Annotated in this window: 8 protein-coding genes; 5 read left to right on the top strand and 3 right to left on the bottom strand. The window is 72.3% G+C overall.

The features are described from left to right. Positions 1-18: 18 nt before the first annotated feature. On the top strand, positions 19-519 hold the full coding sequence (gene ybaK / locus ACIBI5_RS13020; protein ID WP_397246245.1) for a Cys-tRNA(Pro) deacylase: 501 nt from the start codon (positions 19-21) through the stop codon (positions 517-519). An 84-nt stretch (positions 520-603) separates the two neighbouring features. Here the strand turns inward: ybaK and ACIBI5_RS13015 are convergent, their stop codons facing one another. Then, entirely contained in the window at positions 604-807 is a 204-nt protein-coding gene (locus ACIBI5_RS13015) for a hypothetical protein (RefSeq protein WP_397246243.1), read from the bottom strand. A gap of 66 nt (positions 808-873) precedes the next feature. Here ACIBI5_RS13015 and ACIBI5_RS13010 point away from each other — a divergent pair, with 66 nt between their 5' ends. Next, positions 874-2,244 (top strand): amidase, encoded by a 1,371-nt coding sequence (locus tag ACIBI5_RS13010; protein ID WP_397246238.1) that lies wholly within the window; start codon positions 874-876, stop codon positions 2,242-2,244. 5 nt (positions 2,245-2,249) lie between these two features. On the opposite strand, the gene ACIBI5_RS13005 is transcribed toward ACIBI5_RS13010, so the two are convergent. Next, complete coding sequence (locus ACIBI5_RS13005) at positions 2,250-2,753, bottom strand: hypothetical protein (RefSeq protein ID WP_397246236.1); 504 nt, start codon at positions 2,751-2,753, stop codon at positions 2,250-2,252. Positions 2,754-2,866: 113 nt separating this feature from the next. Between ACIBI5_RS13005 and murA the strand changes: the two genes are divergently transcribed. The 3 genes from murA to ACIBI5_RS12990 all read left to right on the top strand — a co-directional run bounded on the left by murA (position 2,867) and on the right by ACIBI5_RS12990 (position 9,394). Continuing rightward, positions 2,867-4,177: a UDP-N-acetylglucosamine 1-carboxyvinyltransferase gene (murA, locus tag ACIBI5_RS13000; protein ID WP_184960780.1), complete on the top strand. Its 1,311-nt coding sequence runs from the start codon at positions 2,867-2,869 to the stop codon at positions 4,175-4,177. Positions 4,178-4,229: 52 nt separating this feature from the next. Further along, complete coding sequence (locus ACIBI5_RS12995; protein WP_397246233.1) at positions 4,230-6,434, top strand: transglycosylase domain-containing protein; 2,205 nt, start codon at positions 4,230-4,232, stop codon at positions 6,432-6,434. A 110-nt stretch (positions 6,435-6,544) separates the two neighbouring features. After that, the gene (locus ACIBI5_RS12990) at positions 6,545-9,394 is read left to right on the top strand and encodes an ATP-binding protein (protein WP_397246231.1); all 2,850 of its coding nucleotides are present in this window, start codon (positions 6,545-6,547) and stop codon (positions 9,392-9,394) included. Here ACIBI5_RS12990 and ACIBI5_RS12985 read toward each other — a convergent pair whose 3' ends face one another. After that, the gene (locus tag ACIBI5_RS12985) at positions 9,395-12,793 is read right to left on the bottom strand and encodes a M28 family peptidase (protein WP_397246229.1); all 3,399 of its coding nucleotides are present in this window, start codon (positions 12,791-12,793) and stop codon (positions 9,395-9,397) included. Between the last annotated feature and the right edge of the window lie 75 nt (positions 12,794-12,868).

The following is a 12,868-nucleotide window of genomic DNA, read 5'->3' as shown; positions in this document are numbered from 1 at the left end:
TGAGTACGATGAAGTGCTGTGAGCAAGAAGAGCAAAGGCGGCGGTCAGGGCACTCCGGCCACCGTGGCGCTGGCCACGGCGGGGGCGGACTTCACCCTCCATCCGTACGAGCACGACGCGAACGCGCAGGCCTATGGCGAGGAGGCGGCCGACGCGCTCGGCCTGCCGTACGAGCAGATCTTCAAGACGCTCGTGGCCGAGGTGGAGAGCGGGCTGGCGGTGGCGGTGGTGCCGGTGGCGGGCAAGCTGGACCTGAAGGCGTTCGCGGCGGCGCTCAAGAGCAAGCGGGCGGCCATGGCCGACGCGGCGAAGGTCGAGCGGGTCACCGGCTACGTGGTGGGCGGCATCAGCCCGCTCGGGCAGCGCAGGCGGCTGCCGACCGTGGTGGACGAGTCGGCGCTCGGCTTCGCGACGATCTACTTCTCGGCCGGGCGGCGCGGGCTGCAGATCGAGACGGCGCCGGGCAACCTCGTCGGGCTGACGCGGGCCACGATGGCCCCGATCGCTAAGACCGGCTGACCACGCGCGTACCGGCGGCCAGGTCGTGCAGGGTGGCGCGGCCGCCCGCCGCCCGCGGTGGTCACGACCAGGCCGGCGCGCCGCTTACCGAGAGTGGGCTGCCCGGCCGGCGCCTCGCCCACGCTCAGGTAGAGCCGGACCGGCACGACGGGTCAGGCCGGTGATGAGCAGGTCGTCGGCGAGCAGGGACGCGCCGAACAACCTGCTCAGCACGGCGAGCCAGCCCAGGATGACGAGGTAGTCGAGGCCCAGCGCGACGAGGCGGGGTTTCAGGGGCGCCTTGACCATGGTCCGACGATGCCAGCGGGCGGGCGGGTGCGCCTCCCCCCGGGGGAGGATTCGTAGGATCGCCCTGTGACGGATCTGCACTATCTGACGGCCACCGAGATGTCCCGGCTGCTGCGCGCCCGCGACATCGGCGCCGTGGAGCTGCTCCAGGCCCACCTCGACCGCATCGAACAGGTCAATCCCCGCGTCAACGCGATCGTGACGCTCGCCGCCGAGCAGGCCATGGACACCGCGCGGGCGCTGGACTCCGTCGCGCCCGCCGGGCCGCTGCACGGGCTGCCCGTCGCGCACAAGGACCTCGTGGACACCGCGGGCCTGCGCACCACGTACGGCTCGCCCGCCTTCGCCGACCACGTGCCGGAGAAGGACGACCTGATCGTGCAGCGGCTCAAGGCGGCCGGAGCGATCACGATCGGCAAGACCAACACGCCCGAGTACGGCACCGGCTCCCACACCGTCAACGAGGTGTTCGGCGCCACCCGCAACCCCTACGACCTGACCAGGTCGGCGGGCGGCTCCAGCGGGGGCGCGGCCGCGGCGCTGGCCGCCGGGATGATCCCGCTGGCCGACGGCTCGGACATGGGCGGTTCGCTGCGCAATCCGGCCTCGTTCTGCAACGTGGTGGGGCTGCGGCCGACGCCCGGCCGGGTGCCGGCGATCTCCGACAAGGCGGCCTGGTACACCCTCGCCGTCCCCGGCCCCATGGCCAGGACCGTCGACGATCTCGTGCTGATGCTGCAGGTCGTCTCCGGGTTCCACCCGGGCTCGCCGTTCGCCGTCACCGAGCCCTTCCGCACCGATCCCATCGAGTCCGTGGAACACATGCGGGTCGCCTGGAGCCCCGACCTGGGCGGGCTGCCCGTCGACCCGCGCACCGCCGAGGTCACCGCGAACGCGCCGCGCGTCCTGGAAGAACTCGGCGCCCGCGTCGAGCGGGTCGACCTCGACCTGTCCGACGCCGACGACGCCTTCCGCGTCTACCGGGCCTGGTACTACGCGCTGGCCTTCCCCGACCTGGACATCCTCGGCCCCAACACCCGCTGGAACGCCGAGCAGGGCCGCCTGCTCACCGGCGCCGACCTGGCCCGCGCCGAACGCCTGCGCACCGGCCTCTACCATCGGATGACCGCTTTCTGGGACCGGTACGACGTCCTGCTGGCCCCGGTCAGCCAGGTGCCGCCCTTCCCGGTCGAGGACCCGCACGTCAGCGAGATCAACGGGATCCAGCTGCCCGACTACCTGTCGTGGATGCGCTCGGCGTACTGGATCAGCGTCCTGCACGCGCCCGCCGCCAGCGTCCCGGCGGGCTTCACGCCGGACGGGCTGCCGGTCGGCGTGCAGATCGTCGGCCGCCCCTTCGCCGACGCGCGCGTCCTGCGCGTGGCGCGCGCCTTCGAGCAGGCCACCGGGTACGGCTCCCGCCGCCCCGCCCTCTAGGCCCCCTAGATCCCGTACGGCTTGCGCAACGCCGAGTCGCGGTAGCCGTGCATGCCTTCGAGCAGGCCGAACAGCGCCACGGCCAGCAGCGGCCAGGCCACGAGCACCCCGCGCGCGGTGAGTTCCAGCGACCCCGGCACCACCTTCAGGCCGGGCGCCGCCGCCTCCACGGTGACCACGCCGATGGTGACGGCGGAGCCGACCCAGAGCGTGAGAAAGGAGGCCAGCACGCCGCCGGCGCAGAGCCCGGCGAGCACGGGCAACTGCTCGCGCCGGTTGCGGAACCACGCCGCGGCCCCGCACAGCAGGCCGAGTCCGCCGGTGATCGCCGCGAACCACCCGTCGGCGGCGATGAGCGCCTGCGTGGACGGGTCGGCCAGGATGGGGCCCTTCTCGGTGACCGCCATCGCCGCGCGCGGAGCCGCGTACGACCAGGCCAGACCGGCCAGAACCCCCAGGACCGCCATGACGAGCACGGTCACCGCGAAAGACCGCACATGCCGTACCACGCCACTCTCCCTCGCAACTATGCCCGAACCGCTCGATGGTATCCCGGTACCTACCCGAACACGCCGAGGCGGACATCGCACCAGCGCGTCCGGTAACGCGGGACAATGTCCGGATGAGCGATGAAGAGGTCTGGCTGATCGATCCCTCCGGACCGCTGCGGGGGGACGTCGTCGTCAGGGGATCCAAGAACGGCGTCTCCAAGCACATGGTGGCCGCCATGCTGGGCACCGGGGAGAGCACGATCGGCAACGCGCCCGAGGTCGGCGAGGTCGGCATCACCGCCGCCATGCTGCGCGCCCTCGGCATCAACGTGGAGATCGACGACGGCGAGATCCGCATCGAGCAGGGGCCGGAGATCCGGCCGAGGGTGCCGGAGGAGTACACCGGGCTCAACCGCATCCCCATCCTGATGCTGGGCCCGCTGCTGCACCTGGCAGGCGAGGCGTTCGTGCCGCTGGTCGGCGGCGACCCGATCGGCCGGCGGCCCATCGACTTCCACGTCGACGCGCTGCGCCAGATGGGCGCCGAGGTCGACATCCAGGAGGGCGGCGTCTACGCCAAGGCCAAGCGGCTCAACGGCACCCGCCTCGTGCTGCCCTACCCGAGCGTCGGCGCCACCGAGACGGTGCTGATGTCGGCGGTGCTGGCCGAGGGCAAGACCGTGCTGAAGAACGCGGCCATGGAGCCGGAGGTCGTGGAGCTGGCGCTGTTCCTGCAGCGGATGGGCGCCAGGATCGAGCTCTCGCCCGACCGCAGGATCGTCATCGAGGGCGTCGAGCGCCTGCACGGCGCCCAGACGTGGCTGGCCGGCGACCGCATCGAGGCCTTCTCCTACCTGGCGGCCGGGCTGGTGACCGGCGGCGAGGTACGCGTGCACGGCTGCCCGCAGGACCGCCTGGTCACCGCGATCACCACGCTGGCCAGGATGGGCGCCCAGTTCCAGATCAACGACGAGTACCTGTGCGCGACCGCGCCGCCCGAGGGCCTGCGCTCGGCGGCGGTGCAGACCGACACCCACCCGGGGTTCATGACCGACTGGCAGACGCCGCTCATGGTGCTGTTCACGCAGAGCCAGGGCATGTCGGTGCTCCACGAGACCGTCTTCGAGAACCGTCTGGTCTACGTGCCCGCGCTGCAGGAGATGGGCTGCGAGATCGAGGTGTTCGACCAGTGCCTGGGCGGACCGGCCTGCCGCTACCACGACACCAACGCCAAGCACTCGGCGGTCGTGCGGGGCGTGTCGCAGCTCAAGGGCGCCGACGTGCGGCTGCCCGACATCCGCGCCGGCTTCTCCGCGGTGCTGGCGGCGGCGGTGGCCGACGGGCAGTCCACGCTGCGCGGGGTGCACCACATCGAACGCGGATATCACCGGCCTTTCGAGCAGTTCAAGATGCTCGGATTGAACATCCAAAGGCGCCGGTAAAGAGTTGGAAGCGGGCGTTTGCCGCTGATCACCAGGTCGTACATCATCCTTCGTGACTGTCCTCAAATCCGTCGGCGCTCTCGGGGTGGTGGGGGCTCTCGGGGGGGTGCTCACGGCCGCCTTGGCCGTGCCCGCCGTCAGCGGCGCGGGGCTCACGGCCAAGAACCTCGCCGCGACCTTCACCGACCTGCCGCCCGCCCCCCGCGAAGAGCCGCTCTCCCAGGTGACGCGGCTCCTCGACCGGCACGGTGAGGTCTTCGCGCAGTTCTACACCGCCAACAGGACCGAGGTGCCGCTGGCCGGGGTCGCGCCGGTCATGCGCCAGGCCATCGTGGCCATCGAGGACGCCCGCTTCTACGAGCACGGCGGCCTCGACGTCAAGGGCACGATCCGGGCCCTGATCACCAACAGCCAGGCGGGCGGCATCCGGCAGGGCGGCTCCTCACTCACCCAGCAGCTCGTGAAGAACATCCTGGTGGAGAACGCGCAGAGCGAGGTCGAGCGCGACCGGGCACGGGCGCCCAGCATGGCCAGGAAGATCACCGAGCTGCGGTACGCGCTGGCGCTGGAGGAGAAGTACCGCAAGGACGAGATCCTGGAGCGCTACCTCAACATCGCCTACTTCGGCGCCGGCGCCTACGGCGTCGAGGCCGCCGCCCGGCGCTTCTTCTCCACCTCCTCGGCCAAGCTGACGCTCACCCAGGCCGCCACACTGGCCGGGGCGGTGCGCTCGCCGTACGCCAACGACCCCTCGCTCGGACGCAGGCAGCAGGCGCGGCTGAAGGCGCGGCGCGACCTCGTCCTGGACCGCATGGCCGCGCTCGGGCTGGTGACCGGGCCGCAGGCCGCCGCGGCCAAAGGCACCAGGCTCGGCATCAAGCTGGCGCCGCAGCCGGGCGGCTGCGCCCAGAGCGCCTATCCGTTCTACTGCGTGTACGTGCAGCGGGAACTGCTTTCCAGCCCGGTCTTCGGCAACACGCCCGCCGAGCGGCAGCGGCGCATGGCCCGCGGCGGGCTGACGATCCGCACCGCGCTCGACCCGAAGGCGCAGCGCGCCGCCGAGCGCGCCATCTCCGCGCAGGTACGGCCGGAGGACACCGAGGTGGCCGCCGAGGCCATGGTCGAGCCCGGCAACGGCCGCATCAGGGCGATGGCGGCCAGCAAGCGCTTCGGCAACAACCCGGGCAACCGCAAGAACGGCCCGAACACCACCTTCAACCTGGCCGCCGACGTCATGCACGGCGGCGGGCAGGGCTTCCAGGCGGGCTCGACGTTCAAGGCGTTCACGCTGGCCACCGCCCTGCAGCAGGGCTGGCGCTTCGGCCAGGGCTTCCAGACGCCCGGCGCGCTGGTGCCCGCGAGCGGCTACCGCGACTGCCGGGGCAACGCGGTCAACGACCGTGGCGCCCGCGTCTACAACGCCAGCGGCGAGGGCAAGGGCGGCCCGCACAGCCTGGAGACCGGCACCTGGCAGTCGGTCAACATCTTCTACATGATGCTGGAGGAGAAGGTCGGCCTCTGCAACGTGGTCAAGACCGCGCAGGCGCTCGGCGTCAGCCGCGCCGACGGGACGGCGCTGCGCGAGGTGCCGACGTTCACGCTCGGCGTCAACGAGATGGACCCGGTGACGGTGGCGGCCTCGTTCGCCGCCTTCGGCGCCAGGGGCCGCTACTGCGAGCCACAGGCCATCCTGGAGATCTCCGGCGGCGACATCGGCAGGACCGCGGTGCCACCCTCCTGCGAGCAGGCGCTCGACCGGCGCGTGGCCGACGCGGTCAACCACGTGCTCAGCGGGGTGTTCAGCAAGGGCACGATGAAGGGCCAGAGCATCGGCCGCCCGGCCGCCGGCAAGACCGGCACCAACAACGGCTACACCTCGGCGTGGTTCGCCGGCTACACCCCGGACCTGGCGGCGGCGGTCAGCGTCGGCGACATCCGGGGCTCCTACCGCTACCCGCTGCGCGGCGTCCAGATCGGCGATGAGTACTACGGCTCGGTCCAGGGCGCCTCGCTGCCGGGCCCGATCTGGGTGCGGTCGATGGAGTCGGCGTTGCGGGACGTGCGAAGCCATGGCTTCGTCTATCCGGATATGTCACGCTTCGGCGGTGGATTCACTCCGGGCCTGAAGGAGGCCCAGGCAGCCGAGCGCAAGGCGGGCCGCGACCGCAAGGCCCGCCACCAGCGGGTGCGCTGGAACCGCGGCGGCGGCAACCACCGCAAGCCGCACAAGGTGCGCTGGAAGCGCCGCCACCGCTGAAGGAGGCACTTGACATCGCATCGCAACCCGGGAGTTATGTTCCGGGATTGAACCACGTGTCTGCGGTGGATAACGTCCGGGAGGATTCACCTAGCCGTTCGGAGTCATTCATGCGCGATTGGCCAGGTTTAGTCGGACGGGACGCCGCACTTCACTCGCTGCGCGAGGCGATGACGGCTCCCCCGTCCGTGGCGTTGGTGGAGGGTGAGCCGGGCATCGGCAAGACCACGCTGGTGCACGCGGCGGCCGTCCACGCCCGTGCGTCCGGGCGCAGCCTGCTGCTCGGGCACTGCCATCAGCTGCGCGAGCCGTTCCCCTACGGGCCGGTCTTCGAGGCGTTACGCGACCTGATGGGCCGCCTGCCGTACCCGGACAAGCTCAATCCCGTCACCGGTGCGCTGCGCGGCCATCTGCCCGAGCTGAGCGACGTGTTACCCGTGGCGCCGGCGCCCCTCACCGACCCGGACGCCGAGCGCCACCGCCTCTTCCGCGCCGTGCACGGCCTGCTGGACGCCGCCGGGCCGACCGTCCTGGTCGTCGAGGACCTGCACTGGGCCGACGACGGCACCCAGGATCTGCTGCGCTTCCTGCGCCGCCGGCCGCCGGACGGACTGTCGCTAGTCATGACCTACCGCAGGCGCGACCTGCCCGCCGCCGGGCTGCCGCTCGGCTCCGCCTACCGCCACGCCCCCGAGGCCACCACCGTCGTCATCCCGCTCGGCCCGCTCGACGCGCGCGACGTCGGCACGCTGGCCGCGGGCCTGCTGGGCCGCGACGACCTGCCCTCCGCCTTCGCCTCCCGCCTGCACGAACGCACCTCGGGCATCCCCTTCCTGGTCGAGGAGGTCGTGCGCTCGCTCGGCGACGACCGCAGCCCCGAGGCCCTGGAACACGCCGGGGTGCCGTTGCTGCTGCGCGAGTCCATGACCGAGCAGCTGGCCAGGCTCTCCCCCGCCGCGCTCGGCACCGTCCGGGCGGCCGCCGTCCTCCGCCTGCCCTCGGGCGAGCCGCAGCTCGCCGCCGTCGCCGGCGACGGGGGCGGCCTCCTGGAGGCGCTCGCCCTCGGCGTCCTGCACGAATACCCCGGCAACCGGTACGGCTTCCGCCACGCCCTCGCCCAGGAGGCCGTCTACGACACCATCCCCGGCCCCGACCGCAGGATGGCCCACGAGCGCGCGGTGCGGGCCCTGTCCGGCGAGGACCCGCCCTCGCTCGTCCAGCTCACCTTCCACGCCCGCAGGTCCGGAGACACCCGCGCCTGGCTGCGCTACGGCACCGCCGCCGCCGAGCGGGCCGCCGCCCTCGGTGACGTGGCGCTGGCGATCCAGCTCCTGGAGGAGATGGTCGCCGACCCGGGACTGCCCGGCTCGGAACGCGTCGCGCTGGTGCTGACCATGGGCCGCCTGGCCGTGGCCGGGCTGTCGGTGCCCCGCGTGACCCGGCTGCTCAAGCAGGTGCTCACGGACAACACGCTCTCCCGCGACCTGCGCGGCCAGGCCAGGCTGGCCCTCGGCCTCATCCTGTTCGCCCAGATGGGCGACATGGTCACCGGGCCGCCGGTGATCCTGACCGCCGTGGAGGAACTGGACGACCGCCCCGCGCTGGCGGCCAGGGGCCTGGCCGGGCTGGCCATGCCCTGGTGGGGCACCGAACCCCTGGCCGTGCACGAGAAGTGGATGGTCCGCGCCGAGGAACTGGTCGCGACCACCGACGACCCCGAGGTGAGCGCGGCCGTGCTCGGCAACAGGGCGGCGCTGGCCATGGCGATGGGCACCCCCGATGCGAGTAAGCTCATCGCCCGCCTGCCGGCCTCCGACCCCTCGGCCGCCGTGCGCAGGCAGGTCGCCCGCGCCTACTGCAACCTCTACGACCTGGCCGCCACCCTCGGCCTGTACGGCGAGGCCGACGACCTCGGCCGCCGCGGCCGCATGCTCGCCCAGGAGACCGGCGCCTTCTTCCACGCCAATCTGGCCGAAGGGGTGGACCTGCGCCTGGCCTGGCTGACCGGACGCTGGGAGGGCCTGGGCGCCAGGGCGGCGACCGCGATCGAGCAGTTCGAGGAGACCCCGGTCGCGACCCTGGACGCCCACTTCGTCATCGGCCGCCTCGCGCTCGCCTCGGGCGAGTGGTCCGAGGCCGCCGCCCACCTGCACGCCGCCGGCCTCGACGAACCGCACGCCGGCTACCTGCCGCTCGCGCTGGCCGCCAGCGGCGGCCTCATCGAGCTGCACCTGGCCCGCGGCGAGGAGGCCCCGGCCGTGGTGGAGGCGGTGCGCGCGGTGGAACGGCTGCGCGGCAAGGGCCTGTGGGTCTGGGGTGACCAGTTGCTGGTCCCCGCGGTCAACGCCCTGCTGCGCGGCGGGATGGCCGAGGAGGCCGCGGACCTGGCCGCGGGCTTCGCCGAAGGAGTCGTGGGCAGGCACGCGCCCTCCAGCGCCGCCGCGCTCGACCTGGCCCGCGGCACGCTCGAAGCCGCCGCCGGCCGGCACGAGGCCGCCGCCGCCAGGTTCGCGCTGGCCCGCGCCGGCTACGCCGCCATGCCGCAGCCCTACGCCGCCGCACGCGCCGGAGAGGCCGAAGCGGGTTCCAACCTCGCCCTGGGCGACCGTACGGCCGCCGCCACCGCGCTGGCCGAGGCCGCGGAACGCTTCGCCGCCCTGGGGGCCACCCGGGACGCCGCCCGCTGCCGGCACGCGCTGCGCGAGTGCGGCGTCGCCATCCCGACCGTGCGGCGCAAGAGCGACGGCGTCCTGTCGCCGCGGGAGCGGGAGGTGGCCAGGCTGGTGGCGCTGGGCCGTACCAACAAGGAGATCGCGGAGGTGCTGTTCCTGTCGCGCAGGACGGTCGAGACTCACGTGGCGACCCTCCTGCGCAAACTCGGAGTGCGCTCGCGGACGGAGGTCGTGTCCGCGCTCGCGGCTGAAGGGGTCCCGGCCGCCGAGCGGCCGGGACCCGGGTGATCAGACCTTGATGCTCCACCAGTCGAGAACGCCCTGGTCCTGGGCGTAGACGTCCTCGATGTAGAGCACCCACTGACCGCTCGCCTGCTGGGTCACCGGCACGGACCAGGTCCGGGTGCCGAAGGCCGAGCAGGACGTGCCGCCGGCGGCCCTGATCTGACGCCACGTGCCGTTGGGGCCACGCAGCCAGATGTCCAGGTCCTCCAGGCAGGTGTGGGTGCTGGTGGCCGTGACCGTCACCGGGGACTGCGCCGTGCCCGTCGCCGTCGAGGTGATCGGGCTCTGGATGTAGGTGAAGTCACGGATCTGGTAGTCGGTGTCGTTGCGGAACGTGCGGCCGCCCGTGTCGCCCGTCACGTTCAGCGTGAACGCCGTGGTGCGGGTCGCGGTCTCACCGGCGCCGGTGATCGTCACCGTGTGGTTGCCCGTCGGGGTCGACGTGCTGGTGGTGATCGTCAGCGTGGAGCTGGCGCCGGAGGTGACCGAGGCGGGGTTGAAGGTGGCGTTGGCGCCGGCGGGCAGGCCGGAGGCGGTCAGGTTGACCGTCTGCGCGGTGCCGGCCGTCGTCTGCGTGTTGATCGTGGTCGTCGCCGAGTTGCCGGCCAGAACGGTGCCGGACGACGGGTTGGCCGCGATCGAGAAGTCGCGCGGGTTCGGGTTGTCGGTGCCTACCGCGAGCTTCCAGATGGCCCAGGCCGACGCGTCGGAGGCGCGGTCGAGGACCGTGTCGTTGATGTTGGCGGAAGTGTCGCACGCGGCGTGGTAGCAGCGGTCATAGGCCTGTCCGGCCGTGCCGCCCCACTTGGCCGCCTGCGCCTGGGTCTTGGTGTAGCTGGCGCCCGCCGCCACACCCGACGTCGCGATGCCCGCGTTGCGGAAGGAGGCGTCGTCGGAGCGGTTGGCGCCCTCGGTGTTCTCCTCCGGCTGCAGGTTCAGCCGGTCGTAGAACGCCTTCAGGTGCTGGGCGGCGGTGGTGTTGATGTTGTTGATGAAGTAGCCGCCGTTGGGCGAACCCACCATGTCGTAGTTGTGGTAGACCTGGATCTTGGTCCGCTCGGTCTGGTTCAGCGTGGCCACGTAGCCCTCGGAGCCGTTGAGACCCTGCTCCTCGTCGCTCCACCAGCCGAACCTGACGTGCTTGAGCATGTTCGGACGCGTCGCCGCCAGCGTCAGGGCGACCTCGAGCAGCGCCGACGAGCCGGAGGCGTTGTCGTTGATGCCCGGTCCCGCCGAGACACCGTCGAGGTGCGCGCCGGCCATGATGACCTGGTTGGCGTCGCCGCCCGGCCAGTCGGCGATCAGGTTCGGGCCCGCCCCGGAGGTACAGGTCGAACCGCACGCCACGCGGCGTACCTCGAAGCCGGCCGCCTGGAGCTTCTGCTCCACGTAGGAGACCGAGGCGGTGTAGCCGGCGCCGGTCGACCTGCGGTTGCCGCCGTTGTTGGTGGCGATCGTCTGGAACTGCGAGAGGTGCGCCTTGACGTTCGTCAGGCTGATGTCCGGCGGGTCCACCGTCGGGGTGCCCACGGTCAGCCGGTAGGTGGCCGTGTGCGTGGCGGTCTGGCCGGTGCCCGTCACCGTGATGGTGTGGGCGCCCTGCGGCGTCGACGCGCTGGTCGTGATCGTCAGCGTGCTGTTGCCTCCGCTGGTCACCGACGCCGGGTTGAACGAGGCGCTGGCGCCGGCCGGCACGCCGGAGGCGGTCAGGTTGACCGTCTGCGCGGCGCCCGACGTGGTCTGGGTGCCGACCGTCGTCGTGGCCGTCTGACCCGGCTGGACCGTCCCCGTCGCCGGGTTGGTGGAGATGGAGAAGTCCTGGCCGGGCTGCTGGCAGGTGGGCTCACCGCTCTGCACCGGCACGCTCACCGCGTTCCACGCCGCCTTCGTCGTGGCGCACTCGACGCTGCTGGCGCCGTACAGCTCGACCACCGCGGCCAGCGAGGCCGAACGGACGCCGGCGTAACGCCAGGACGAGGTCTTGCGGGCCAGGGCGCCCATGAAGATCTTGCCGGCCTTCTGGATGCCGATGCCGGTCACCGAGCTCGGTCCGCCGGAGCAGATCGGGCTGTTCGGCTTGCCGCCGCCGGGCGCGCTGCCCTCGGCCAGCAGGTAGAACCAGTGGTTCAGCGGACCGGCCGCCGCGTGCACCTCGGTGTTCGGGATCGCGGTCGACCAGCAGTTCGGGTCGCCGACGCGCGACGGGTCGAACATGTACCTGATCGGGCCGTCGCCCACCAGGTTCACCTCTTCGCCCACCTCGTAGTCCGGCGGGTCGTTCGGGTGGTTGGCGTAGTGCTCGGTCAGAGCGCCGAAGATGTCGCCGGTGCCCTCGTTGATGCCGCCGTTCTCGTTGCCGGAACCGGCGCCGCCGGGCGTGGTCTGGAAGATGGCGTGGCCGTACTCGTGGCCGACCACGTCGATCGGGGTGACCTGGCGCTGGTTGTCCTGGGAGCGGCCGAAGTTGGTGTAGCTGCCGTTCCAGTACGCGTTGACGTCGGCCAGGCCGACACGGGCCGGGAAGCCGCGGCCGGCGCCGTCGATGCCGTTGCGGCCGAGCCAGTCACGCAGCATGTCCCACTCGCGCTGGGCGCCGTAGAGGGCGTCCACGCAGGCGGTCTCCAGGTTCGTTCCGGAGCCGTTGCCCCAGACGTCGTCCGGTCCGGTGTACGGCTGGCCGTTCTGACCGCCGCACTGGATGCCGGGACGAGTGGTGTCGACCATCCGGTACGTGCCGGCGGACTGGCTCGTGTCGATGGTCACGTTCGGGTAGTAGTAGCCGTTGCCGGTGCCGGCCTTGACCTCGTCGTAGTGGTCGGCCACCTTGCCGGTGCGGGCGTCCACGAAGACGTGCTGCTTGCTCGGCTTACGGGCGGCGACGCCCTCCACCACGGTCTCCCAGGCCAGCGTCGGCCGCTCGCCCCAGGCCAGCACGACCAGGCGGGGCGTACCGGTGACGTCCACCCGCGACAGGCGGCTCTTCGACACCCGGGCCGCGCGCTCGGCGCTGACCACGGGCTGAACCGCGAGATCGGCCGGCGCCGCGCCGGAGGCCGCGGTGGTGTCACGCACCCGGCCCTGCGAGTCGGTCACGACGACGGCGTCGCCGCCGACCACCGGCAGGCCCTTGTAGGTGCGGTCGTAGGACACGTAGAACATGCCACTGGCGCCAGGCGTGACCGCCCGGCGCCAGTACGTCTCATCAGGGCCCTTGCGTAATTCGTCCAGCCCGCTGGCAACGGCCCGATCGGCCGCGGTGGCGGCGAGGCTCTTCGGGTCTGAGGCGGTCAGGCTCTTTTGGGGGTTGACGCCGGGGGGCGCCGCTGCGGCGGCCGGATTGATCACCATGGCGGCCGTGACGGCCAGCCCGGCGACTGCCGCGAGGACGGATCTGCGTCTCACTCGCCAGTCCTTTCAGGGGTCCGTCCACGCTGGCCCGCCGGTGTGGGCGGGCCGGCGTGGAGGATGGGGGGTGTG

The sequence above is a fragment of the Nonomuraea sp. NPDC050540 genome, from assembly GCF_044457485.1.
In the GTDB taxonomy this organism is placed as follows: Bacteria; Actinomycetota; Actinomycetes; order Streptosporangiales; family Streptosporangiaceae; genus Nonomuraea.
This window is presented reverse-complemented; position numbering and strand designations above follow the sequence as displayed.